The 24394-nt window shown below is 67.4% G+C and carries 23 protein-coding genes, 1 pseudogene and 1 riboswitch; of the genes and pseudogenes, 15 read left to right on the plus strand and 9 right to left on the minus strand.

Going from position 1 to position 24394, the window contains the following annotated elements:
• Nucleotides 1-41: 41 nt before the first annotated feature.
• Both metF and ahcY read right to left on the minus strand, forming a co-directional pair.
• Complete coding sequence (gene metF, locus RTK35_RS08815; protein WP_316907803.1) at nucleotides 42-887, minus strand: methylenetetrahydrofolate reductase [NAD(P)H]; 846 nt, start codon at nucleotides 885-887, stop codon at nucleotides 42-44.
• Between the two features lie 63 nt (nucleotides 888-950).
• Nucleotides 951-2360 (minus strand): adenosylhomocysteinase, encoded by a 1410-nt coding sequence (gene ahcY / locus RTK35_RS08820; RefSeq protein ID WP_074967229.1) that lies wholly within the window; start codon nucleotides 2358-2360, stop codon nucleotides 951-953.
• A 21-nt stretch (nucleotides 2361-2381) separates the two neighbouring features.
• A riboswitch (S-adenosyl-L-homocysteine riboswitch) is annotated at nucleotides 2382-2475 on the minus strand.
• Between the two features lie 171 nt (nucleotides 2476-2646).
• Here ahcY and RTK35_RS08825 point away from each other — a divergent pair.
• The 3 genes from RTK35_RS08825 (at nucleotide 2647) to RTK35_RS08835 (ending at nucleotide 4094) form a co-directional block, all read left to right on the plus strand.
• Nucleotides 2647-3036 carry an acyl-CoA thioesterase gene (locus RTK35_RS08825; protein ID WP_069559169.1) on the plus strand — a complete coding sequence of 130 codons (390 nt, stop codon included), beginning with the start codon at nucleotides 2647-2649 and terminating at the stop codon, nucleotides 3034-3036.
• A gap of 102 nt (nucleotides 3037-3138) precedes the next feature.
• Nucleotides 3139-3525, plus strand: a complete 387-nt coding sequence (locus RTK35_RS08830) for an MAPEG family protein (protein WP_316907804.1) — start codon at nucleotides 3139-3141, stop codon at nucleotides 3523-3525.
• Between the two features lie 116 nt (nucleotides 3526-3641).
• Entirely contained in the window at nucleotides 3642-4094 is a 453-nt protein-coding gene (locus RTK35_RS08835; protein WP_074967233.1) for a c-type cytochrome, read from the plus strand.
• Here RTK35_RS08835 and ligB read toward each other — a convergent pair.
• From ligB to RTK35_RS08855, 4 genes are all read right to left on the minus strand, one after another.
• Nucleotides 4088-5779 (minus strand): NAD-dependent DNA ligase LigB, encoded by a 1692-nt coding sequence (gene ligB, locus RTK35_RS08840; RefSeq protein ID WP_316907805.1) that lies wholly within the window; start codon nucleotides 5777-5779, stop codon nucleotides 4088-4090. The genes RTK35_RS08835 and ligB overlap by 7 nt on opposite strands.
• Before the next feature lie 183 nt (nucleotides 5780-5962).
• Nucleotides 5963-7153: a methionine adenosyltransferase gene (gene metK, locus RTK35_RS08845; protein ID WP_044403519.1), complete on the minus strand. Its 1191-nt coding sequence runs from the start codon at nucleotides 7151-7153 to the stop codon at nucleotides 5963-5965.
• Nucleotides 7154-7169: 16 nt separating this feature from the next.
• Complete coding sequence (locus RTK35_RS08850) at nucleotides 7170-8171, minus strand: ArsR/SmtB family transcription factor (protein ID WP_182851521.1); 1002 nt, start codon at nucleotides 8169-8171, stop codon at nucleotides 7170-7172.
• A gap of 45 nt (nucleotides 8172-8216) precedes the next feature.
• The gene (locus RTK35_RS08855) at nucleotides 8217-9128 is read right to left on the minus strand and encodes a LysR family transcriptional regulator (RefSeq protein ID WP_208274469.1); all 912 of its coding nucleotides are present in this window, start codon (nucleotides 9126-9128) and stop codon (nucleotides 8217-8219) included.
• A gap of 105 nt (nucleotides 9129-9233) precedes the next feature.
• Here RTK35_RS08855 and RTK35_RS08860 point away from each other — a divergent pair, with 105 nt between their 5' ends.
• The 7 genes from RTK35_RS08860 (at nucleotide 9234) to fba (ending at nucleotide 16571) form a co-directional block, all read left to right on the plus strand.
• Nucleotides 9234-10352, plus strand: coding sequence for a TDT family transporter (locus RTK35_RS08860; RefSeq protein WP_316907806.1), 1119 nt, complete (start codon nucleotides 9234-9236; stop codon nucleotides 10350-10352).
• 107 nt (nucleotides 10353-10459) lie between these two features.
• Nucleotides 10460-12460 carry a transketolase gene (tkt, locus tag RTK35_RS08865; RefSeq protein WP_074967246.1) on the plus strand — a complete coding sequence of 667 codons (2001 nt, stop codon included), beginning with the start codon at nucleotides 10460-10462 and terminating at the stop codon, nucleotides 12458-12460.
• Between the two features lie 68 nt (nucleotides 12461-12528).
• Nucleotides 12529-13578 carry an erythrose-4-phosphate dehydrogenase gene (gene epd / locus RTK35_RS08870; RefSeq protein ID WP_044403510.1) on the plus strand — a complete coding sequence of 350 codons (1050 nt, stop codon included), beginning with the start codon at nucleotides 12529-12531 and terminating at the stop codon, nucleotides 13576-13578.
• 27 nt (nucleotides 13579-13605) lie between these two features.
• Entirely contained in the window at nucleotides 13606-14769 is a 1164-nt protein-coding gene (locus RTK35_RS08875) for a phosphoglycerate kinase (protein WP_074967248.1), read from the plus strand.
• Between the two features lie 69 nt (nucleotides 14770-14838).
• Entirely contained in the window at nucleotides 14839-15033 is a 195-nt protein-coding gene (locus RTK35_RS08880) for a hypothetical protein (protein WP_044403506.1), read from the plus strand.
• A gap of 32 nt (nucleotides 15034-15065) precedes the next feature.
• The gene (locus RTK35_RS08885) at nucleotides 15066-15383 is read left to right on the plus strand and encodes an MliC family protein (RefSeq protein ID WP_074967252.1); all 318 of its coding nucleotides are present in this window, start codon (nucleotides 15066-15068) and stop codon (nucleotides 15381-15383) included.
• Nucleotides 15384-15506: 123 nt separating this feature from the next.
• Entirely contained in the window at nucleotides 15507-16571 is a 1065-nt protein-coding gene (gene fba, locus RTK35_RS08890; protein WP_044403502.1) for a class II fructose-bisphosphate aldolase, read from the plus strand.
• 69 nt (nucleotides 16572-16640) lie between these two features.
• On the opposite strand, the gene RTK35_RS08895 is transcribed toward fba, so the two are convergent.
• Together RTK35_RS08895 and RTK35_RS08900 are read right to left on the minus strand one after the other, a co-directional pair.
• Complete coding sequence (locus tag RTK35_RS08895; RefSeq protein WP_236213330.1) at nucleotides 16641-17324, minus strand: polysaccharide lyase family 7 protein; 684 nt, start codon at nucleotides 17322-17324, stop codon at nucleotides 16641-16643.
• Nucleotides 17325-17596: 272 nt separating this feature from the next.
• The gene (locus RTK35_RS08900; RefSeq protein ID WP_142012763.1) at nucleotides 17597-17800 is read right to left on the minus strand and encodes a hypothetical protein; all 204 of its coding nucleotides are present in this window, start codon (nucleotides 17798-17800) and stop codon (nucleotides 17597-17599) included.
• A gap of 67 nt (nucleotides 17801-17867) precedes the next feature.
• Here RTK35_RS08900 and RTK35_RS08905 point away from each other — a divergent pair, with 67 nt between their 5' ends.
• The 4 genes and pseudogenes from RTK35_RS08905 to RTK35_RS30495 form a co-directional block, all read left to right on the plus strand.
• Nucleotides 17868-18368 (plus strand): M48 family metallopeptidase, encoded by a 501-nt coding sequence (locus RTK35_RS08905; protein ID WP_107329248.1) that lies wholly within the window; start codon nucleotides 17868-17870, stop codon nucleotides 18366-18368.
• A gap of 192 nt (nucleotides 18369-18560) precedes the next feature.
• The gene (locus RTK35_RS08910; RefSeq protein ID WP_268193864.1) at nucleotides 18561-19316 is read left to right on the plus strand and encodes a substrate-binding periplasmic protein; all 756 of its coding nucleotides are present in this window, start codon (nucleotides 18561-18563) and stop codon (nucleotides 19314-19316) included.
• A 70-nt stretch (nucleotides 19317-19386) separates the two neighbouring features.
• Nucleotides 19387-20247, plus strand: a complete 861-nt coding sequence (locus tag RTK35_RS08915) for an HDOD domain-containing protein (RefSeq protein WP_074967262.1) — start codon at nucleotides 19387-19389, stop codon at nucleotides 20245-20247.
• A 1617-nt stretch (nucleotides 20248-21864) separates the two neighbouring features.
• A pseudogene (locus tag RTK35_RS30495) lies at nucleotides 21865-22395 on the plus strand (methyl-accepting chemotaxis protein); the annotation flags it as partial.
• A gap of 4 nt (nucleotides 22396-22399) precedes the next feature.
• Here the strand turns inward: RTK35_RS30495 and RTK35_RS08925 are convergent.
• On the minus strand, nucleotides 22400-22630 hold the full coding sequence (locus RTK35_RS08925; protein WP_208274466.1) for a DUF1127 domain-containing protein: 231 nt from the start codon (nucleotides 22628-22630) through the stop codon (nucleotides 22400-22402).
• Between the two features lie 179 nt (nucleotides 22631-22809).
• On the opposite strand from RTK35_RS08925, the gene RTK35_RS08930 reads away from it, so the two are divergent.
• Nucleotides 22810-24279 (plus strand): PLP-dependent aminotransferase family protein, encoded by a 1470-nt coding sequence (locus RTK35_RS08930; protein ID WP_074967269.1) that lies wholly within the window; start codon nucleotides 22810-22812, stop codon nucleotides 24277-24279.
• Nucleotides 24280-24394 lie beyond the last annotated feature (115 nt).

Here is a 24394-nt window from a genome sequence, read left to right on the forward strand (position 1 = left end):
GCCTGTGCGCCGATGGCCTCGCCCGGGTTTCCGGATGCGCCCTAGCGCGGCAGCTTGAGGTTGTTCCAGATCGCGAGGCTGGGCTCGGCCTGGTTCAGGGTGTAGAAGTGCAGGCCCGGGGCGCCGCCTTGCAGCAGGCGTTCGCACATCTCGGTGATCACCTGCTCGCCGAAGGCCTGGATGCTGGCCGTGTCGTCGGCGTAGGCCTCCAGTTGCTTGCGCACCCAGCGCGGGATCTCCGCGCCGCAGGCGTCGGAGAAGCGTGCCAGCTTGCTGTAGTTGGTGATCGGCATGATGCCCGGGACAATCGGGATCTCGACGCCTTGCTGGCGGGCACGATCGACGAAATAGAAGTAGCTGTCGGCGTTGAAGAAGTACTGGGTGATGGCGCTGTCGGCACCGGCCTTCACCTTGTTGACGAAGTGCTTGAGGTCTTCTTCGAAATTGCGTGCCTGGGGGTGCACCTCGGGGTAGGCGGCCACTTCAATGTGGAAGTGATCACCGGTCTCGGCGCGGATGAATTCCACCAGGTCGTTGGCGTGGCGCAGCTCGCCGCTGGCCATGCCCATGCCGGAGGGCAGGTCGCCGCGCAGGGCGACGATGCGCTGGATGCCGGCGTCCTTGTAGTGGGCCAGCAGGGCACGCAGTTCGGCCTTGCTGTCGCCGACGCAGGACAGGTGCGGGGCGGTCGGCACCTGGATCTCGCCATCCAGTTGCAGCACGGTCTGCAGGGTGCGGTCGCGGGTGGAGCCACCGGCGCCGTAGGTGCAGGAGAAGAAGTCGGGTTTGTAGCCGGCGAAGATGCGGGCGGTGGCCAGGAGCTTCTCGTGGCCGGCCTCGGTCTTCGCGGGGAAGAATTCGAAGCTGTAACGACGGTCTTGGGACATGGAAAGCAGTCTCTTTCCAGCGGCAGGCCGCGGACCGCGTGTGCGGTCCACGGCCTGGGGCTGTCAGTAGCGGTAGGTGTCCGGCTTGAACGGGCCTTCGACAGTGACGCCGATGTAGTCGGCCTGCTGTTTGGTCAGTTGGGTGACCACGCCGCCGAAGCCCTTGACCATCTCCAGGGCCACTTCCTCGTCCAGCTTCTTGGGCAGGACTTCCACGGTCAGGCGCTCGGCTTTCTTCTCGGCAGAGAGGTCGGCGAACTTCTGTTCGAACAGGAAGATCTGCGCCAGTACCTGGTTGGCGAAGGAGCCGTCCATGATGCGGCTCGGGTGGCCGGTGGCGTTGCCCAGGTTCACCAGGCGGCCTTCGGCCAGCAGGATCAGGTAGTCGTCGTTGGCCGGATCGAAGCTGCCGGCGCCGGTGCGGTGGATCTTGTGCACCTGCGGCTTGACCTCTTCCCACGCCCAGTTCTTGCGCATGAAGGCGGTGTCGATCTCGTTGTCGAAGTGGCCGATGTTGCACACCACGGCGCGCTTCTTCAGGGCCTTGAGCATGTGGGCGTCGCAGACGTTGACGTTGCCGGTGGTGGTGACGATCAGGTCGATCTTGCCCAGCAGGGCGGCGTCGATGCTGGCTTCGGTGCCGTCATTGATGCCGTCCTTGTAGGGGGAGACCAGCTCGAAGCCGTCCATGCAGGCCTGCATGGCGCAGATCGGGTCGATCTCGGAGACCTTCACGATCATGCCTTCCTGGCGCAGGGACTGGGCGGAGCCCTTGCCCACGTCGCCGTAGCCGATCACCAGGGCCTGCTTGCCGGACAGCAGGTGGTCGGTGCCGCGCTTGATGGCGTCGTTCAGGCTGTGGCGGCAGCCGTACTTGTTGTCGTTCTTGCTCTTGGTGACCGCGTCGTTGACGTTGATCGCCGGGACCTTCAGGGTGCCCGCCTTGAGCATGTCCAGCAGGCGGTGCACGCCGGTGGTGGTCTCTTCGGTGATGCCGTGGATCCTGTCCAGCATCTGCGGGTACTTCTTGTGCAGGATCTCGGTCAGGTCACCGCCGTCGTCCAGCACCATGTTGGCGTCCCAGGGCTTGCCGTCCTTGAGGATGGTCTGCTCGATGCACCACTCGTACTCCTGCTCGGTCTCGCCCTTCCAGGCGAACACCGGGATGCCGGCGGCGGCGATGGCGGCAGCGGCCTGGTCCTGGGTGGAGAAGATGTTGCAGGACGACCAGCGCACTTCGGCGCCCAAGGCGACCAGGGTCTCGATCAGGACGCCGGTCTGGATGGTCATGTGGATGCAGCCGAGGATCTTCGCGCCTTTCAGCGGTTGGCTGGCGGCGTACTTGCGACGCAGGCCCATCAGGGCCGGCATCTCGGACTCGGCGATGGTCAGTTCCTTGCGGCCCCAGTCGGCCAGGGAAATGTCGGCGACCTTGTAATCGTTGAAATCGGCAGGCGTGATGACAGCGCTCATGCGAACTCTCCATTCGTTGGGTGCGAATGGGCGCCGTTGATGCGTTTGGGGAACGCCCCATCCGAGCCTGACAGGCGCCATCGAAGACAGCCCTGCTGCAGCGCCCCTCGGACAGGTGGCGGGAACGGCCCGGTGGGCCGTTTGAAGCGGTGGAGATTATAGCGGCCCGAACGGCACTCCCCAAGGCTTTCCGTCTGCTGCTATCGAGGCGATTGAGCGCGTCGCTTGGACGAGCCGACAGCGCCCTGCGATCATCGCGCCGTCACTCGCCAACCGGAGGGATTCCATGAATTTCCACACCCGCAAATGGGTCAAGCCCGAGGACCTCAACCCCAACGGCACGCTGTTCGGCGGCAGCCTGCTGAAGTGGATCGACGAAGAGGCCGCCATCTACGCCATCATCCAGCTGGGCAGCCAGCGGGTGGTGACCAAGCTGATGTCGGAGATCAATTTCGTCAGCTCCGCGCGCCAGGGCGACATCATCGAGCTGGGCATCACCGCCACCGAGTTCGGCCGCACCTCCCTGACCCTGCGCTGCGAAGTGCGCAACAAGATCACCCGCAAGAGCATCCTCACCATCGACCGCATGGTCTTCGTCAACCTCGGCGACGACGGCAAGCCCGCTGCCCACGGCAAGACCGAGATCACCTACATCCGCGACCAGTTCAAGGACTAACGCCGGATTGGCCGCCGTGCCGCGACCCCGGTTGCGGCGGCCATGGACAGCCCCGGCCAGGGCTGGGAGGCTCTGTGCTCCCCTTCCTGACTGGAGCCCGCCATGACCCTTGCCTACTGGTGCCTGCTGATCGCCCTGTTCCTGCCCTACCTCTCCACGGGGGTGGCGAAGTTCACCGGGGGGGACTTCGGGCCCCGGCAGAACCACGACCCGCGCACCTTCCTCGCCGGCCTCACCGGCTGGCGCAAGCGTGCCGACAACGCTCAGCACAACGCCTTCGAGGTCACGCCGGCCTTTGCCGCCGCGCTGCTGGCCGCTCACCAGATCGGCCAGGCGCCGCAGCAGACCCTCGACCTGCTGGCCATCGGTTTCGTGGTCAGTCGCGTGGTGTATTTCGCCTGCTACCTGGCGGACTGGGCGCTGCTGCGTTCGCTGGTGTGGTTCGTCGGCATGGCACTGATCGCCGCGTTCTTCTTCGTGTCCGCCTGACGGGCGACGCCGCCGGGCGGGCAGGGCTGCGACAAACTGTCGCCACCCTTGGTATTTGCCCGGCGGGTGTCGATACTGTGCGCCCCCCGCCGCCAGCCGTTCGGTGCACCGCTCCCATGAAGACGATCCCTGCCCTGATCCTGCTTTCCGCCTGCCTCGCCCTGACCGCCTGTGGCGGTGTCGATCCCAACTCCCCGCTGGGCAAGCGCCAGGCACTGTTCAAGCAGATGCTCCATGTCAGCGAAGACATGGGCGGCATGCTGCGCGGGCGGGTGACCTTCGACGAGCAGAAATTCGCCGACAACGCCAAGCAGCTGGACCAGTTGGCCCACCAGCCTTGGCAGCACTTCCCCCAGGTTCGCGAGGATGAGCACGGCAGCGATGCCCGTGACGAAGTGTGGCAGCGCCAGGAGCGCTTCCAGACCCTGGCTCGCGAGCTGGAGGCCGCCACCGGCCAACTGGCGACCGCCACGGCCAACCGTCCGCTGCAGCCCCAGGCCATGGCGCCGCTGGTGCAGAAGGTGGAAGACGCCTGCGAGGCCTGCCACAAGGAATTCCGCGCCTACTGAGCCGGCGCGAAACCCTCCACGCCCGCCGCTCCCAGGCGGGCTGCCAGATCGGCGACCTGCGGATGATGAAAGAACGCCTTTAGCTGCGCGGCCCGCTTCGGGCCCACGCCAGGGCGCTGTCGCCAATCGGCCTCATCGAGCGCGGCCAGCGCTCGCCAGTCCTCTCCCTCAGCGACGCTATGCCCCGGCGGTGCCCCCAGTGCCTTCAGCCAGTCGGCGAATGGTCGGCTCAGGGCCCGCTCCCGGGCCTCGTGGAAGGCCTGGCTACGCGCGTGGGAAAAGCCCGGCACCGTGTCGAGGCGGGTGGTTTCCAGGTCCAGCCAGTCCAGCAGCCCCTCCAGCGTTCCGGCCAACAGCAACTGCTCCCAGGTGCCGGCGCCGATGCCGTGCATGTCCAGCCCCTGCTTGCCCGAGAGCCAGTCCAGGCGGGCGAGGAACTGGGGGCGGCACATGGCCTCCGGCGTCCAGCAGCTCAGGGGGTGGAACAGGGCCGGGTCGGGCGCCTCCAGTGCCGGGCGTTCCACCGCGCGGGTCACCACCGCGTCCACCCTCGGAATGGTCAGCCCGGCCAGTGCGACCGCGACCCGATCACCGGGGCGGACGTCCAGCGCCTGCCAGCGTTCCAGGGAGCCCAGGCCGACACGCTGGATGCGTCGGTCCTCCAGGGTGACCGGCTCCAGGTGCAGCAGGGGTGTGATGCGCCCGGTGCGGCCGATTCGGAACTCCACCCGGCGCACTTCGGCCAGTGCCTGGGCGAAGGGGTACTTCCAGGCCACTGCCCAGTGGGGCGGTCGTGGCTCCCAGGTGTGTGGTGCCGGCGCGCGACCCTGGCGCACCACGATGCCGTCGCTGGCGAAGGGCAGGGGCGAGCGGTACCACTGCTCGCGCAGCTTCTCGACCTCGGCGGCGCTGTGCACCGGGCGGGTCAGCCGACGGGTGTCGTCCAGGCCCAGCTGCGCCAGGCGATCGAGCCGCGCCGCCATCTCGGGCGGGCCGCCGGGCCAGTCCCAGACGAACAGGCCAATGCCTGCTGCGTCCTCCTCACTCAGCCGCTGGCGCGCCATCAGCCCGGCGACCCGTCCCCGCGCACCTTGGCCGCCTGCTTGTGCCTGCACGTGGCCGGGGCGCTTCCAGTACAGCTCACCCTGCAGGTTCTGCCGCCCGGCCAGTCCCGGCAGCTCGGTGGGGACCGCCGGCAACTGGCGGGCGCGGGCCGTCCAGTCTTCGCCCTGGCGCCCGTCGCCCCGGCTGATCGCCTGGGCCAGGCGGCCGTCCTGGTACACCAGGGTCACGGCCACGCCGTCCACCTTGGGTTGCACCCAGAGGTCCTCGCGTCCCCGCATCCAGCGGGCGAGGGCGCTGGCATCGGCCAGCTTGTCGAGGCCGGTCTGGGGCACCGGGTGCAATTGCTTGCCGCCGGCGCCGTCGAGCGGATTGGGTGGGGTGCCCGCCACGGTGGGGAAGCACCGGCCGAGTCGGTCGCGTTCGGCCAGTGCCTGGTCGTACAGCTCGTCCGCCACCGGCGAGTGACCTTCGAGGCGATAGGCCTGGTTCCAGGCGGCGAGCTGGGTGTCCAGGGTGGTGAGTTCCTGGCGGGCCTTGTCTGCAGGCCAGTCGGGGCAGGAGGGGGTGGCGAAGGTGGCGACGGGGAAGGTCAACAGGAGCAGCAGGGTGGAGGTGCGCATGGTTCTTCCTTGAACAGGGTGGCTCGGGTGAGGCTGCGAGCCGCCAGTGTCGCCAGGAGTACCGGTAAAGAGGGCCGATTAGGGTGTGGGAAAGCACGCGCGCGGGGCGTGCGATACGCGGTTGCCGAAGGCCGTAAACGAAAAAGCCCCGCACGATGGCGGGGCTTTTTGCTTCGCGTCGGCTTAGAGGCCGGCGGCGGCACGCAGGGCGTCGACCTTGTCGGTCTTCTCCCAGGTGAAGGTGCTGAAGGTGTCGTTGCCGACGGTCTTCTGCTGCGGGGTGCGGCCGAAGTGGCCGTACGCGGCGGTCTCGCGGTACATCGGGTGGAGCAGGTCGAGCATCTTGGTGATGGCGTAGGGACGCAGGTCGAAGACTTCGCGCACCAGCTTGATGATCGTGTCTTCGGCGATCTTGTGGGTGCCGAAGGTGTTGATCGAGATGGAGGTGGGCTGGGCCACGCCGATGGCGTAGGAAACCTGAATCTCGCAGCGGTCGGCCAGGCCGGCGGCGACGATGTTCTTGGCCACGTAGCGGCCGGCGTAGGCAGCGGAACGGTCCACCTTGGACGGGTCCTTGCCGGAGAAGGCACCGCCGCCGTGGCGGGCCATGCCGCCGTAGGAGTCGACGATGATCTTGCGGCCGGTCAGGCCGCAGTCACCCACCGGGCCACCGATCACGAAGTTGCCGGTCGGGTTGATGTGGAACTGGGTGTCCTTGTGCAGCAGCTCGGCGGGCAGGCTGTGCTTGATGATCAGCTCCATCACGCCTTCGCGCAGGTCGGCCATGGACACTTCGGGGTTGTGCTGGGTGGACAGCACCACCGCGTCGATGCCGGCGACCTTGCCGTTCTCGTAGCGGCAGGTGACCTGGCTCTTGGCGTCCGGGCGCAGCCACGGCAGCAGGCCGGACTTGCGGGCCTCGGCCTGGCGCTCGACCAGGGCGTGGGAGAAGCGTATCGGGGCCGGCATCAGCACGTCGGTTTCGTTGCTGGCGTAGCCGAACATCAGGCCCTGGTCACCGGCGCCCTGGTCTTCCGGCTTGGAGCGGTCGACGCCCTGGGCGATGTCCACGGACTGCTTGCCGATGATGTTGATCACGCCGCAGGTGGCGCCGTCGAAGCCGACGTTGGAGCTGGTGTAGCCGATGTCGTTGATCACGTCGCGGACGATCTGTTCGAGGTCGACCCAGGCGCTGGTGGTCACTTCGCCGGCGACGATGGCGACACCGGTCTTGACCAGGGTTTCCACGGCCACGCGGGCGTGCTTGTCCTGCTCGATGATGGCGTCGAGGACGGCATCGGAAATCTGGTCGGCGATCTTGTCCGGATGGCCTTCGGACACGGATTCGGAGGTAAACAGGGAGTATTCGCTCATCTATCGGTTTCCTTTACTACCGGTGGGTGAGGTCGCTTCGCGAGTCCGGTTTGGCGAAGTGCCGCACCTGAATCTGAAAGCCGTTCTTCAAGCCAATGTAGAGGCTCTCGCCGGGCGTGAGCCCCGCGGCATCGGCCCAACGGGCCAAATCGTCCTGTTCGAAGCCCAACCAGAGATCGCCGCAGGCCTCCCTGGCCCAACTCTGGTTGTGGCTGCACAACTCGGTCACCAGCAGGGCGCCGCCGGGTAGCAGGTGGCGGGCCAGCTGTTTCAGGGCCTCGGCCGGGGCGGCGAAATGGTGCAGGACCATGTTCAGCACCACGCAGTCGGCGGCTTCCTGTTCGTCATCCAGGGCGTCGGCGAGCTTCAGCTCGACGTTCCCCAGTCCTTCGGCCTCGCAACGCAGGCGCGCCAGCTCCAGCATCGCCGGGCTGTTGTCCAGCGCGACCACCCGCCGGAAGCGGCGGGCGAGGTCAGGCAGGAACCCGCCGTCGCCCGGGCCGATCTCCACGGCGCTGGACGCCTCGGGCAGACGCAGCGCGTCCAGCAATGCCAGCACACTGTCACGGTATTGCGGCAGTCCTGCGATCAGGTCCTGCTGGGCCTGGAACTTCTCCGCCGTGCGGGCGAAGAACTCGCGGCTGGCGGCTTCACGCCGTGCATGCACCTCGGCGATGCGGGCCAGTACGTCGTCCGGCAGCGCCAGGGCGTCCACCTCGACCAGCAGCGCGGCGTGCAGGGCGCCACCCAGGCTGTCGCTGCGGGCGATGGCGCGGCGGTAGAAGATCGCGTTGCCTTCGCGGCGCGTCGCCACCAGCCCGGCCTGGGCCAATACCTTGAGATGGTGGCTCATGCCCGATTGGCCGATGGCGAAGATCTGCGCCAGCTCCAGTACGCCGAACGAATCGTTGGCCAGCGCCCGCAGCACGTTCAGCCGCAGCGGGTCGCCGCCGGCCTTGCACAGGGCGGCCAGCTCGTCGCAGTCGTCATGGCGGATCTGGGGCACGCGCAGGTTCATGGGGGCGCAGTCTAGTCAGCGCTCCCCCTGCTCGCAATCCCAATATCAAGATTCTTTGATATTGCTGATCGGCGGTGCCTGGCCGTCCAGGGCCAGCGCCAGGAAGGCCGCCGGCGCCGGGGCCAGGCTGCGGCCCGGCAGCCAGAGCACATGCAGCTCACGCTCGATGTGCAGGTCGTCCACCGTCAGGGCGACCAGGCGCCCCGCAGCCAGCTCGTCTGCCACCGCCCGGCGGGACAGCCAGGCCAGGCCGGGTCCCTGGGCCACCAGGTGCTTCAGCGCCTCGGTGCTGCCGATGGCCAGGCGCGGGTCGGTGCCGAGGCCGTGGGCGTGGTAGGCCTGCTCGATGCTGGCGCGGGTGCCGGAGCCCTCTTCCCGGAGGTACAGCGGGTAGTCGGCCAGGTCGCGGGCCCGCAGGGTGCCCCGTCGGACCAACGGGTGATCGGGGGCGCACACCGCCACCAGGCTGTCCTGCTCCAGGCGCTGGAAGGCGCAGGCTTGGCGGTCAAATTCGCCCTCCACGAAGCCGAGGGCGATGCGCTGGTCCTGCAGGTCACGGAGGATGCTGCGGGTGTTGCCGACCCGCAGCTCGACGCGGATCTGCGGGTGGGCCTGGTGGAAGCGCGCGATCAGCGGCGGCAGCACGTAGCTGCCGAGGGTGGCGCTGGCGCCCAGTTGCAGCTCGCCGTCGCCCAGCCCGGCGAAGGCCTGCAGCTCGCGCTCGGCGGCCTGCTCCAGGGCGAAGATGCGCTCGGCGTAGGCCAGCAGGCGCTGGCCGGCTTCGGTCAGGGTGACGCCGCGGGGCTGGCGATCGAACAGCGGCAGTCCCAGGCGCCCTTCCAGCTCGCGGATTTCCCGCGTGACCGCCGGCTGGCTGATGTGCAGGCGCTCGGCGCCGGCGCTGATGGCGCCGGTTTCGGCGACGGCGAGAAAGACCTTGAGGTGGTGCAGATTCATAAATGAAAGGCATGCCTGGCATATCGAGGATGTATTTTTCGTATAGCACGCCCGGCCGTATCGTGCAGGCATCGTCTGACACGGGACCGCCCGACCGGAGCCGCCATGCCTCGCCCCTTCACCCGCCTCGATCATCCCAGCGCCCTGGTGCGCCATTTCATCCCCGGCTGGTTCGCCGTGACCATGGGCACCGGCGTGCTGGCGCTGGTGCTGGGCAACCTGCCGGGCCCACTGGTCGCATTACGGCCGCTCGGGGAGGTGGTCTGGGCGCTGGACCTGGTGCTGTTCCTGGCCTTCAGCCTGCTGTTCATCGGTCGCCTGGTGGCGTTCCCGGAAACCGTCGGACCCATGCTGGCGCACCCGGTCCAGTCGATGTTCCTGGGGGCCATCCCCATGGGGCTGGCAACGCTGATCAACGGGCTGGTGCTCTACGGTGGCCCGCGCTGGGGCGAGGCGGCCTACACCCTGGCCCACGGGCTGTGGTGGCTGGATATGCTGCTGGCCCTGGGCAGCGCCCTGCTGGTGCCGTACCTGATGTTCACCCACCAGCGCCATGCCCTGGAGTCCCTGACGGCGGTGTGGCTGCTACCCATCGTCGCACCCGAGGTGGCGGCGGCCAGTGCCGGGGTACTGGCGCCGCACTTGGCGCCGGAGCTGGCGCGGCCGCTGCTGGTGAGCGGCTACCTGCTGTGGGGCCTGTCCCTGACCCTGGCGTTCTCCCTGATCACCCTGGTGCTGCTGCGCCTGGCCCTGCACAAGCTGCCGGACACCGCCTTCGCCGCCACCAGCTGGCTGCCCCTGGGGCCGCTGGCCACCGGCTGCCTGGGGCTGATGACCCTGGGCCACGCCGCCCCGGCGGCCTTCGCCGGGACGCCCCTGGAAGGGCTGGGCAGCCTGGCGCCCGCCGCCGGTCTGATGGGCGCGTTCGTGCTCTGGGGAGCCGGGTTCTGGTGGCTGGTGATCGCCCTGCTGTTCACCCTGCATTACCGGCGCCAGCGCATGGCCTTCAACCTGGGGTGGTGGGGCTTCACCTTCCCGCTGGGGGTGTTCGCCCTGGCCAGCCTGGAGCTGCAGCGGCAGACCGACATGGTCGCCTTCGGGGGCTTCGGGCTGCTGCTGGCCGCCGGCCTGGCGCTGGTCTGGGGCCTGGTGATGCGCCGCACGCTGGCCGGCCTGTGGCATGGCGAACTGTTCCGTGCGCCCTGCCTGAGCAGCCCGGCCTGAGGGAAGCTGCGCCTCTTCGACCATCTGTCATTGCCCCGAGCCTGCCCGCTGGGCGAAAATAGCCGCCTTTTTTCGTTCAGCGTCATTCAACCCGCAGGAGATCAGCGATGCCCAGCCGTCGTGAGCGTGCCAATGCCATTCGTGCCCTCAGCATGGATGCGGTGCAAAAAGCCAACAGCGGCCACCCCGGCGCCCCCATGGGCATGGCCGATATCGCCGAAGTGCTCTGGCGTGACTACATGCAGCACAACCCGAGCAACCCGCAGTGGGCCAACCGCGACCGCTTCGTGCTGTCCAACGGCCACGGCTCGATGCTCATCTATTCCCTGCTGCACCTGACCGGTTACGACCTGTCCATCGATGACCTGAAGAACTTCCGCCAACTGCACAGCCGCACCCCGGGCCACCCGGAGTACGGCTACACCGCCGGCGTCGAGACCACCACCGGCCCGCTGGGCCAGGGCATCGCCAACGCCGTGGGCTTCGCCATCGCCGAAAAGGTGCTGGCCGCCCAGTTCAACCGTGAAGGCCACACCATCGTCGACCACAACACCTACGTGTTCCTGGGCGACGGTTGCATGATGGAAGGCATCTCCCACGAGGTCTGCTCCCTGGCCGGCACCCTGGGCCTGGGCAAGCTGATCGCCTTCTACGACGACAACGGCATCTCCATCGACGGCGAAGTCCACGGCTGGTTCAGCGATGACACGCCGAAGCGCTTCGAAGCCTACGGCTGGCAGGTGATCCGCAATGTCGATGGCCATGACGCCGAAGAGATCCGCACCGCCATCGAGACCGCGCGCAAGACCACCGACCGCCCGACCCTGATCTGCTGCAAGACCGTGATCGGCTTCGGCTCGCCGAACAAGCAGGGCAAGGAAGAGTGCCACGGCGCGCCCCTGGGCAACGACGAGATCGCCCTGACCCGCGCCACCCTGGGCTGGAACCACGGCCCGTTCGAAATCCCCGCCGACATCTATGCCGAGTGGGACGCCAAGGCCGCCGGTGCAGCCCGCGAGAGCGAGTGGAACCAGCGCTTTGCCGCCTACGCCGCTGCTCACCCGGAGCTGGCCGCCGAGTTCGAGCGCCGCATCAAGGGCGAACTGCCGGCCGACTTCGCCGAGAAGGCCGCTGCCTACGTCGCTGAAGTGGCCGCCAAGGGCGAGACCATCGCCAGCCGCAAGGCCAGCCAGAACGCACTGAACGCCTTCGGCCCGCTGCTGCCCGAGTTCCTCGGCGGCTCCGCCGACCTGGCCGGCTCCAACCTGACCCTGTGGAAAGGCTGCAAGGGCGTCTCCGCCGATGACGCCGCCGGCAACTACCTGTTCTACGGCGTCCGCGAGTTCGGCATGAGCGCCATCATGAACGGCATCGCCCTGCACGGCGGCTTCATCCCCTACGGCGCGACCTTCCTGATCTTCATGGAATACGCCCGCAACGCCGTGCGCATGTCCGCCCTGATGAAGCAGCGCGTGCTCTACGTCTTCACCCACGACTCCATCGGCCTGGGCGAAGACGGCCCGACTCACCAGCCCATCGAGCAGCTCACCAGCCTGCGTTCGACCCCGAACCTGGACACCTGGCGCCCCGCCGACGCGGTGGAATCCGCCGTGGCCTGGAAAGCTGCCATCGAGCGCAAGGACGGCCCGAGCGCGCTGATCTTCTCCCGCCAGAACCTGCCTCACCAGGCCCGTGATGCCGCCCAGCTGGCCGACATCGCCCGAGGTGGCTACGTGCTCAAGGACAGCGACGGCGAGCCCGAGCTGATCCTCATCGCCACCGGTTCCGAAGTGGGCCTGGCAGTGCAGGCCCATGACGCCCTGACCGCTGCCGGCCGCAAGGTGCGCGTTGTGTCCATGCCGTCCACCAGCCTGTTCGACCAGCAGGACGCCGCCTACAAGCAGGCCGTGCTGCCGGTTCAGGTGGGCGCGCGCATCGCCATCGAAGCCGCCCATGCCGACTACTGGTACAAGTACGTGGGCCTGGAAGGCCGCGTGATCGGCATGACCAGCTTCGGTGAATCCGCCCCCGCGCCGGCGCTGTTCGAGCATTTCGGCTTCACCGTCGACAACATCGTCGCCACCGCCGAAGAACTGCTGGACGTCTGACCTGCACGGACCCGGGCCGTCATGGCCCGGGTCCGGGGTTCTCATTCCTTTCGGCCCAGCGAGCGCCCATGTCCAGCCATCGCCCCTTCAAAGTCGCCCTGAACGGCTACGGCCGCATCGGTCGTTGCGTCCTGCGCGCGTTGTACGAGCGTGGCGGTCGTGACGGCTTCGAGATCGTCGCCCTCAATGACCTGGCCGACCAGGCCAGCATTGAGTACCTGACCCGCTTTGACTCCACTCACGGCCGTTTCCCCGGCGAGGTGAAGGTGGACGGCGACTGCCTGCACATCAACGGCAACTGCGTGAAGGTGCTGCGCAGTGCCGAGCCCGAGGGCATCGACTGGGCCGCGCTGGGCGTCGACCTGGTGCTGGAGTGCTCGGGCCAGTACACCACCCGCGCCGAGGGCGAGCGCTTCCTTGCCGCCGGTGCGCCGCGGGTGCTGTTCTCCCAGCCCATGGCCAGCGAGGCGGACATCGACGCCACGGTGGTCTTCGGCGTCAACCAGGCCAGCCTCAGCGGCTCCGAGCGCCTGGTCTCCAACGCCTCCTGCACCACCAACTGCGGCGTGCCGCTGCTGAAACTTCTCGACGAGGCGGTGGGTCTGGAGTACGTCTCCATCACCACCATCCACTCGGCCATGAACGACCAGCCCGTGATCGACGCCTACCACCACGAAGACCTGCGCCGCACGCGCTCGGCCTTCCAGTCGGTGATCCCGGTGTCCACCGGCCTGGCCCGGGGCATCGAGCGCCTGCTGCCGGAACTGGCCGGGCGCATCCAGGCCAAGGCGATCCGCGTGCCGACGGTGAACGTGTCCTGCCTCGACATCACCCTGCAGACCGCCCGCGACACCTCCGCCGCCGCCATCAACCGTGTGCTGCGCGAGGCGGCCGAAAGCGGCCCGTTGCAGGGCCTGCTGGCCTACACCGAGTTGCCCCACGCCAGTTGCGACTTCAACCATGACCCCCATTCGGCCATCGTCGACGGCAGCCAGACCCGTGTGTCCGGCCCGCGCCTGGTGAACCTGCTGGCCTGGTTCGACAACGAATGGGGCTTCGCCAACCGCATGCTCGACACCGCAGGCCACTACCTGCGGGCTGCTACTACAACCCGTTGACCTCCAGCCCCGTGAAGGACTGACCCCATGACCGTGTTGAAAATGACCGACCTCGACCTCCAGGGTAAGCGCGTGCTGATCCGCGAGGATCTCAACGTGCCGGTGAAGGATGGCGTCGTGAAGAGTGACGCACGCATCCTCGCTTCCCTGCCGACCATCAAGCTGGCACTGGAGAAGGGCGCGGCGGTGATGGTCTGCTCGCACCTGGGCCGCCCCACCGAGGGCGAGTTCTCCGAGGAGAACAGCCTCAAGCCGGTAGCCGACTACCTGTCCAAGGCCCTGGGCCGCGAGGTGCCGCTGGTGGCCGACTACCTGGGTGGCGTCGACGTCGCCCCCGGCCAGGTCGTGCTGTTCGAGAACGTGCGCTTCAACAAGGGCGAGAAGAAGAACGCCGACGAGCTGGCGCAGCAATACGCCGCCCTGTGCGACGTCTTTGTGATGGACGCCTTCGGCACCGCCCACCGCGCTGAGGGTTCGACCCACGGCGTGGCCAAGTTCGCCAAGGTCGCCGCTGCCGGCCCGCTGCTGGCCGCCGAGCTGGACGCCCTGGGCAAGGCCCTGGGCAACCCGGCCCGCCCGATGGCCGCCATCGTTGCCGGCTCCAAGGTCTCCACCAAGCTGGACGTGCTCAACTCCCTGAGCCAGATCTGCGACCAGCTGATCGTCGGCGGCGGCATTGCCAACACCTTCCTCGCTGCGGCGGGCTACAAGGTCGGCAAGTCCCTCTACGAAGCCGACCTGGTGGACACCGCCAAGGCCATCGCCGCCAAGGTCAGTGTGCCGCTGCCGGTGGACGTGGTGGTTGCCAAGGAGTTCGCCGAAACCGCCGCTGCCACCGTCAAGCTCATCGCCGACGTGGCGGATGACGACATGATCCTCGACATCGGCCCGCAGACCGCTGCCCAGTTCGCCGAGCTGCTGAAGTCGTCGAAGACCATCCTCTGGAACGGCCCGGTCGGCGTGTTCGAGTTCGATCAGTTCGGCGAAGGCACCAAGGCCCTGGCTCTGGCCATCGCCGAGAGCGATGCCTTCTCCATCGCTGGCGGTGGCGACACCCTGGCCGCCATCGACAAGTACGACGTGGCCCAGCGCATCTCCTACATTTCCACTGGTGGTGGCGCGTTCCTCGAGTTCGTCGAGGGCAAGGTGCTGCCGGCCGTAGAGGTGCTGGAGCAGCGCGCCAAGGCCTGAAAGATGGCCTGAATCATGGCGATGGCATGCGGTCTCTCGTTCAGGGAAACCGATAAAGGAGTCATCGCCATGTGGATCAGAACGTTGCTGTTGCCCTTGTTCGTCGTGCTCGGCGGGTGTGCTGGAGGCCCGGCACCCCAGCCCTGCGAGGTGCTCAGCCCGCCCCAGGTCGTCCTGCCGCAGACGCGCGACGACCAGCGGGTGGAAGCCCAGAGCAGCGGGGACCCGACACTGGGCAGCAGCGCGGAACAGCATTGTCAGTGAGCCGACGGCAACGCCCGGCCATGGAGTGAAGGATGAAAGGCATTCTCGCCCTCGCAGCGCTGCTGGCGCTGGCCGGGTGCGCCAGCCAGAAGGCGCCCGAGGACAACTGGACCCACTGGGTCTGCGACAGCCAGGCCGAAGTGTTCTGGCGCTACGCCGACAAGGCCCAGCAGGAAGTGGACGTGCGCCTGGGCGGCGGTGACATCGTTTATCGCCTCAAGGCAGAACCTTCCGGCTCCGGCGCGCTCTACAGCGACGACCGCCTGGCCTTCCACACCAAGGGTGACGAAGGCCTGGTCTACTGGGTGGCCACCGACGACCTGATCGGTCGCGGCTGCAAGGCGCCCTGAGTCGCACCACCCTTGAGAACATCCGCTTTCGCGGTGGGTTCCACCGCGAAGCTTGAACCCGGCCTGCCCCTGCGGCAGGCTTCGCATTTCGACAGCCCACCCCACTTGGGAGACTGAAACACCATGGCACTCATCAGCATGCGCCAGATGCTGGACCACGCCGCCGAGTTCGGCTACGGCGTCCCGGCCTTCAACGTCAACAACCTGGAACAGATGCGCGCCATCATGGAAGCGGCCGACAAGACCGATTCCCCGGTGATCGTCCAGGCCTCCGCCGGTGCCCGCAAATACGCCGGTGCGCCCTTCCTGCGCCACCTGATCCTGGCTGCCATCGAAGAATTCCCCCACATCCCGGTGTGCATGCACCAGGACCACGGCACCAGCCCCGACGTGTGCCAGCGCTCCATCCAGCTGGGCTTCAGCTCGGTGATGATGGACGGCTCCCTGCGTGAAGACGGCAAGACCCCGGCCGACTACGAGTACAACGTCCGCGTGACCCAGCAGACCGTGGCATTCGCCCACGCCTGCGGCGTGTCCGTGGAAGGCGAGCTGGGCTGCCTGGGCAGCCTGGAGACCGGCCAGGCCGGTGAAGAAGACGGCGTCGGTGCCGAGGGCATCCTCGACCACAGCCAGATGCTGACCGATCCGGAAGAGGCCGCCGACTTCGTCAAGAAGACCCAGGTGGACGCCCTGGCCATCGCCATCGGCACCAGCCACGGCGCCTACAAGTTCACCAAGCCGCCGACCGGTGACATCCTCGCCATCGACCGCATCAAGGAAATCCACAAGCGCATCCCCAACACCCACCTGGTGATGCACGGCTCCTCCTCGGTGCCCCAGGACTGGCTGGCGATCATCAACGAATTCGGCGGCGACATTAAGGAAACCTACGGTGTTCCGGTCGAAGAGATCGTCGAAGGCATCAAGCACGGCGTGCGCAAGGTGAACATCGACACCGACCTGCGCCTGGCCTCCACCGGCGCCATCCGCCGCTACATGAGCCAGCACCCGAGCGAGTTCGACCCGCGCAAATTCTTCAGCGAAACCGTGAAGGCCATGCGCGACATCTGCATCGCCCGTTACGAAGCCTTCGGCACCGCCGGCAATGCCTCCAAGATCAAGCCGATCTCCCTGGAAGGCATGTTCCAGCGCTATGCCAAGGGTGAGCTGGACGCCAAGGTCAACTGATCCGGCGTCGGTGCATGGAGAAAGCCCCGCTTCGGCGGGGCTTTTTCATGGGCGCTCGTCGGGCTGGGCTCAGTTCGCGGCAGTCAGCGCCCGGTGCTCGGTCTTCAGGTTGTAGAAGGTCGCGCTGCCGGCCTCGCTACCGTTCCCGACGTTGTCCTGGGTGTAGACACCGGCCTTGAAGTAGAGCGGCTTGGGCGCCCAGGTGCCGTCAAGCTGCTGGCTGAACTGGGTGCCGTTCACCAGGATGCTCAGGCGGCCCTGGGGCGACAGGTTGATCACGTAGGTGAAGCGCTGCCCCAGCTTCACGCCGCTGAGCAGGGTGCTCACCGCGCCGTCGGGGTCCGCCGGGGTGTTGCGGATCTTGGCGACGATGTTCCCGGTGCCGGTCTTGGTCTTGTACTGGTACTCCAGCTTCAGCAGCGGGCTGGTGCTGCCGTAGGAGTGGATCTGGCCCACCACGATCTTGCCGGTGGAGGGCACCTGGTCCACTGCCAGGTTCGCGCTCATGTAGTTGTCCGCCGCGCTGTAGTTCCAGTTGCGCAGGCGGCCGTCGGCGAAGGTCTCGCGCAGTTCGCTGCGGGGGTAGATGGCGTTGGCGGTGGTGCTACCGTTGACCGGCGTCCAGAAGAACAGCGTGCCGTTGCTGGCCTTGAAGTAGTTGTCCTGGTAACCGCCGACCAGGGCGGGGGTATCGATGGTGACGGAGGGGGCGCCGACGGGGATGGTCAGGTTCCAGGTTCCAAGGTCGATCATGACTGAGTTCTCGAAGAGAACTTTCAGTGGGGTGCAACTCATCCACGAGCGTGTAATCACTTGCGGACATCTCCAAAAACGATCTGCGTTGTCATCGCTGCGCTTTTAGAGACGCCCTTACACTGGCAATCCGGCCAACTGCACACGAACCAAAAGTAGGGCGGTTAAGTGCGGCCTGAGCCGCTGTTCGTACTGGGCGTCCCGAGAGGGGGCACCTGGCGGATGGCTTTATACGGCGTGCAAAACCGCCCGTGAATCACTGATCGTCAAATTCATGCCGCCATAAAAATGGCGAAATCAGTGTTTGACATCGCAATGCCATCGCGAAAAGTAACCAGCCGGTACATCGCCTTTTCAGGGAAGCCGCGTGCCGTGCGGAGGCGCTCCGGCGCGGCTGTCAAATAGCCGTAAGCGAGGCGGTTGGAAGGGGCCTGAATTGCCCCGACGAACGGCGATGCTGGCGCTGTGATGGTCATGACAAATCCCGGCACCTGCTGCCGCGCTCGGTACAATGGGCGCCCTTCCACGAACCCCCTCTCGACCATGGATCCGCTGCGCTATCTGAAGGCCTATCCCACTCACCTGCAGGAGCAGGTGCGGCAGATGATCGACCAGGGCCGCCTGGGCGAATACCTGGCCCGCCGCTACCCCGACCGTCACGACGTGCAGAGTGACCGTGCGCTCTACGGCTACACCAATGCCTTGCGCCAGGAGCACATGCGCAGTGCGCCGGCCATCGACAAGGTGGTCTACGACAACAAGCTGGACGTGGTGCAGAAGGCGCTCGGCCTGCACACTGCCGTGTCCCGCGTGCAGGGTGGGCGACTGAAGGCGAAGAAGGAGATCCGCGTCGCCTCGCTGTTCAAGGAGGCCGCGCCGGAATTCCTCAGGATGATCGTGGTGCACGAGCTGGCGCACCTGCGCGAGCGGGACCACAACAAGGCGTTCTACCAGCTCTGCGAGCACATGCTGCCGGGGTATCACCAACTGGAGTTCGACCTGCGCCTGTACCTGACCTGGCGCGACCTCGGGGAGAAGGGCTGAGGAGCCATGCCCGCCCCAGCTGTGGAGGGCTGCAGGATGCGCAGTCCTGAGGCGGGCATGACGAGCGGACTATAGCCATTGCGCCAGGGCGCCGGTTGTAGGGGCTTTCTGAGAGAGGCTGACGCAACTGCCTGACGAGGGCGTAAAGCCTGCTAGGCTCTGACGCTGTCCCTCTGCGAGATTCCCTTAGGCATGAAGCGCACGTCCTGGTTGCCCGGTCTGGTGTTGTCGTGCCTGCTGTTCTGCCCCCTGGCCCAAGCCCGGGAATGGCTGGCCGTCGGCACCGATTTCCCCCAACTGTACGAACAGGATGGCCAGGGCCGTTTCATCGGCCTGGGCGCCGATCTGCTGCGCGTGGTGCTGGGCGAGATGGGCGACAGCGTGCGCTTCGAGCTGTATCCCTGGGCCCGCGCCCAACTCATGGTTGCCGAAGGCCGCGCTGACATCCTCGTCGGCCCCTACCGCACCCCCGAGCGGGAAATGCGCATGCTCTTCACCCGCCACGCCTTCTACCGCGACCGCCTGGTGTTCTATGCCCGCAGCGACCAGCCCCTCGAATGGGGCGGTGACTACGCGCGGCTGCAGGGGCAGCGGGTCGCTGCCATCCGTGGCTGGGTCTACGGCGACCGTTTCGACCATGCCCGCGCTCACCTCGACCTGCGCAGCGTCGAGGGCGTGGGCAACGCCCTGCTGATGCTGCAGCACGGGCGCATCGACCTGCTGGCCACCAACGAGCGCAACTCCCGCCCCTGGATCGAAGCCCTGCCGGCCGGCAGCCTGGTCCAGCTGCAGCCGGCCATCGACAGCAAGGACGGCTACTTCGCCTTCCCCCGGCGCGAGCCTTACGAGGCGCTCAAGGTCCGCTTCGACGAGACCTTCCTGCGCCTGCTGGAAGACGGCCGCTTCGCCCGCATGGCGGCCGAGGCCGGCGTCCAGGTACCTGAATAACGTGCGTCGCCCCACTGTGTGGGCCTCCGGCGGCTGGCTAGAATGGCAAAGGGCCACGTGAGGAACATCGGTGAGTACTGAAGAGTCGGGTTATTCGATCTACCGCAAGCTGGTTTCCCAGCTGATGAATGGCGAGGAACAGCTGCCCAGCCTGCCCATGATCACCATGGAGATCCGCCGTGCCCTGGCCGATCCCAACGCCACCACCGGCTCCCTGGCCCGGGCCATCAGCAAGGACCCGGCACTGAGCGCCACCCTGGTCAAGCACGCCTCCAGCGCCCGCCTGCGCGGCACACCGCCGCCCAGGAGCCTGGAGGAGGTCATCCGCCAGCTGGGCATGCTGGAGGTGGACCGCATCACCATGGTCCACAGCATCAAGAGCCTGTTCCCGCTGCACAGCCCGGCGCACAAGAAACTGTTTCTCGACACCTGGCACCGCCTGGCCCGTCGTGCGGCCATCAGTGCCGTGCTGGGGCGCCTGCTCGGTCATGTTTCCGGTGAGCATGTGCTGTTGGCGACTATCCTCAGTGAGGTGGGCGCCATGGCCATCCTTTCCGCGTTCAAGGCGGCTGACCAGGTGCCCGCCACCGAGCTCTACAACCGCCTGTGCCGGGAATACGGCAAGTCGCTGGGGGTGGTGGTGCTGAAGAAGTGGGCGGTGGACCAGAGCTACATCGAGGTGGTGCGTGGTGCTGGGCTGTGGGGCGAATCCCCGGGGCCCGGCATCGGCCTGGTGGACCTGGTCAACCTCGGGCTCTACCACGCGATCCGTGAAAACGGGCCCACTGCCCAATTGCCGCCTATCGTGGAGTTGGCGGCCTACCGCAAGCTGCTGCCACCGCAGAACGCGTTGGACCCCAGCGGCAACGGCCTGGCCCTGGTGGCCAGCCAGCGGGTAGAGATCCAGCGGATGGAGTCGCTGCTGCATTGAGTCACGGCATGCCGCCAGGCATGCCCGGTCCCGCGTAAGGAGCCGTCGCGGGGCTTGATGGCCGGAGCGCCTCTTGCACGACCACGGCCAGGGGCCGACCGGATTCAGAGAGGTCTCGTCATGAACGCACTGTTCAGCCCGGGTGTCCGCCTCCTCGAGGGGTTCAGCTTCGCCCGCAAGTTCCAGATCCTGTTCCTGCTGTTCATCCTGCCCCTGGGCTATGCCCTGTGGATCATCGCCGGCACTTATCAGGAGCGCCTGGCGCTGATCGACGGCGAGCTCAGCGGCTTGCGGGCGATCGTCACCCTCGACGACGCCCTCGACGAAACCATCGCCCAGCGCACCCTGCTGGCGCGCTGGAAGGGCACCGAGGTCGCAGCCAAGGCCACCCTGGAGCAACGTGCCGGGCAACTGGAAGCGATGCTGGACAAGGTCGACGCGCAGCTGAAGGCCGAATCCCTGGAAGGGGCCAACCGCACGCTGTTCGACGAACTGAAGAGCCGCAGCGAAGCCATCCGCCCCCAGGCGCTGGCGAGCGTCGCCCTGCCCGATGCCCTGGACCGCTACCAGGCGGTGCTGCAGAGCCTGCAGTCCCTGCGCGAGCAGGTGGCCACCAGCACCGGGCTGATCCTCGACCCGGTGATGGACACTTACCTGATGATGGAGCAGGTCACCTATGTGCAGCCGCGCACCCGCGAGCTGCTCGGCAACTTCGTCGCCAGCGCCCATGGCGCGGTGGTCTCCCGGCATTTCACCTTGCAGAGCCGGGTCGGCGTGCGTGACCTGCGCCGCGCCCTCGACGACTCCGTCCGCCAGTTGCGCAAGGCCCGTGAAGCCATTGCCGGGAAGGGCCTGCCCAACACCGAACTCGACGGACCGTTCGGCCAGGCCGAAGAGGCCCTGTCGGGTTATCTCGCCGCCGTCGACAAGGGCATGTTCGACGCCAACCCCTTCACCCTTGAAGTGGCGGAGTTCATCAGCCAGGCCGAGCAGACCGAGCGCCAGCTCACGGCCCTGCAGGTGGCGCTGGACGAGCGGCTGCGTCTGCGCCTTGGCGTGTTCCGTGGCGAGGCCCTGGCCAGCATGGCCCAGGTGATCGGTGGCTTTGCCGTACTGACCCTGCTGGCGCTGTACATGCTGCTGTGCCTCAACGCGGCGATCCGGCGGGGCACGGCGGCCATCACCGAGGCCGCCGAGGGCCTGCGTGCGGGGGACCTGCGGGTCAGCGCTGCGGTGCATGGGCGGGACGACCTGGCGCAGATCGCCGAGGCCCTCAACGCCGCGCTGGTGCAGCTGCGCAATTCCCTGGATGGGGTGAACCGCGAGAGCCAGCAACTGGGCGGCACCGTGCGCCAGTTGAACGACCAGGCCGAGGAAACCCTCGTCTCGGTGGAGCAGCAGCAGGGCCAGGTCAGCCAGATCGCCGCCGCCGCCCATCAACTGGCCGCCACGGCCCAGACGGTGGCTGAAAGCTGCGAAGGCGCCGCCGCCGACGCCCAGCAGACCCGGCAGATCGCCGTGCAGAGCAACCAGCGCAGCGCCCGCACCGGGGCCAGCATGCGTGAACTCAGCAGCCGCCTAGGCGAGACCGTCACGGCCTTGCAGCAACTACGCGACCAGACCCAGCAGATCAACCGCGTGGTGGACGTGATCAAGGGCATTGCCGAGCAGACCAACCTGCTGGCCCTCAACGCCGCCATCGAAGCTGCCCGCGCCGGCGAACAGGGCCGGGGCTTCGCCGTGGTGGCCGACGAGGTGCGCAGCCTGTCCCAGCGCACCCAGGACTCCACTCAGGAGATCGGCGACACCGTCTCCAGCCTGCAAGGCGTGGTCAGCCAGGCCGTGGCGCTGATGGAGGCCGCCTACCGCCAGGCCGAGGGCGACGTCGGCAGCGTGCTGAGCATGGGCGACGACCTGTCGGGGATCGCCGACGCCGTGCAGCGGGTCAGCGACCGCCTGGCGCAGATCGCCACTGCCGCCGAACAGCAGGCCGCCACCGCCGACGAGGTCAGCGGCAACATCCAGCAGGTGGACCAGGCCGCCGCGCTGCTGTTGGGCGGGGCACGCTCGGTGCAGAGCGTGGCCGAGCAGTTGCGCCTGGGCAGCCAGGCCCTGCACGACAACACCTCGCGCTTCCGCCTGGGGTGAGCCGCTAGCCGCGCCAGAACGGCTTGAGCCCTTCCTCCAGCGCCTGGGCGCGGGTCAGGCCGATGTCCTTCAGCGCGTGCTCGTCCAGCTCCAGCAGCGCCTTGCGGGTCGCCAGGCGCAGCCAGAAGCGTTGCCAGGGGCTGCCGGACAGCCGCACCGACGTGGCGGCGCGTTCGCCGGCCTGCATCAGTTCCTGTGGGTGAAGGGTCAGCCGTACATCGCTCAAGCCGCTCATCTCCGGACTCCTGGTGTTTTCTGGGGGCGAAGCCATTGTCCGGTGGCAGGTCGTGTTCGATACAGATTCAAGGTTGTGGAATTTTCTTCATACAGATTGCCGACTTCAGCGTCTGAATCCACAATCGGCGGCGAATCTGTATGGTCGGCGGCCACGCGTGAGTCGCCAGGGAGAACAGCATGACGCTCTACAGCCAGCTCGCCGAAACCCTGGGCGAGCGCATCGAACAGGGCTACTACCGCCCTGGCGACCGCCTGCCCTCGGTGCGCGCCCTGAGCCAGGAGCACGGCGTCAGCCTCAGCACCGTGCAGCAGGCCTACCGGGTGCTGGAGGACCAGGGCCTGGCAGAGCCCCGGCCCAAGTCCGGCTACTTCGTCTCCCTGCGCCGGCAGATGCCCGAGCTGCCCGCCGTGGCGCGGGCCGCCCAGCGGCCGGTGGAGGTGTCGCAGTGGAGCGACCTGCTGGAGCTGGTGCGCCGTGGCGCGCGGGACGGCCTGGTGCAACTGGGGCGCGGCATGCCCGACATCACCAGCCCCACCCTGCGCCCGCTGCTGCGCAACCTGGCCCAGGCGGCCCGGCGCAGTGACCTCGGCGGCCTGTACTACGACAGCCTGCAGGGCTCCCAGGCGCTGCGCGAACAGGTCGCGCGGCTGCTGCTGGACAGCGGCAGCCGTATTCCCGCCAGCGACCTGATCATCACCACCGGCTGCCACGAGGCGCTCTCCACGGCCATCCGCACCGTGTGCCAGCCCGGCGACATCGTCGCGGTGGACTCGCCCAGCTTCCACGGCGCCATGCAGGCCTTGAAGGGCTTCGGCATGAAGGCCCTGGAACTGCCCACCGACCCGCTCAACGGCATCAGCCTGGAGGCGCTGGAGATGGCCCTGGAGCAGTGGCCGATCAAGCTCATCCAGCTCACCCCCAGCTGCAACAACCCGCTGGGCTACATCATGCCCGAGGCCCGCAAGCGCGCCCTGCTGGAGCTGGCCCAGCGCTACGACGTGGCGATCCTCGAAGACGACGTCTACGGCGATCTGGCCTACCGCTACCCGCGTCCGCGCACCATCAAGTCCTTCGACGAGGACGGCCGCGTGCTGCTCTGCAGCTCCTTCTCCAAGACCGTCGCGCCGGGCCTGCGCATGGGCTGGATCGCCCCTGGGCGCTACTTCGACCGCCTGCTGCACATGAAGTACATCTCCTCCGGCGCCACCGCCACCCAGCCGCAACTGGCACTGGCCGAGTTCATCGCCAGTGGCGCCTACGAGCCCCACGTACGGCGCATGCGTGCCCAGTACCAGCAGGGCCGGGACCAGATGATCGACTGGGTGATGAGGTACTTCCCCGAAGGCACCCGCGTCAGCCGCCCCCAGGGCGGCTTCATGCTGTGGGTGGAACTGGCGGCCGGCTTCGACACCCTGCGCCTCAACCGCGAGCTGCTGCAGGACGGGGTGCAGATCGCCCCCGGCAGCCTCTTCTCCGCCTCCGGCAAGTACCGCAACTGCCTGCGCATGAACTACGCCCCCCGCCCCAGCGCTGCCCAGGAAGCGGCCGTGCGCAAGGTGGGCGAGCGGGTGAAGGTGTTGATGGCGCAAAGCGAGGGTGCACAGGAGGAGGGCCCTGTGGGAGCGAATTCATTCGCGAGGGTATGAGCACCGATGGCTTCCGGCGTGCGATAGCCGTCCTACCCACTGATCCGATGTTTCCGGCGCTCACCCTTGCGACCGAACGGCCCTTGCCTGGCTAGAGTCCGTTCTTTCCACCGGA

The organism is Pseudomonas sp. zfem003 (assembly GCF_032621675.1).
Taxonomy (GTDB): domain Bacteria; phylum Pseudomonadota; class Gammaproteobacteria; order Pseudomonadales; family Pseudomonadaceae; genus Metapseudomonas; species Metapseudomonas otitidis.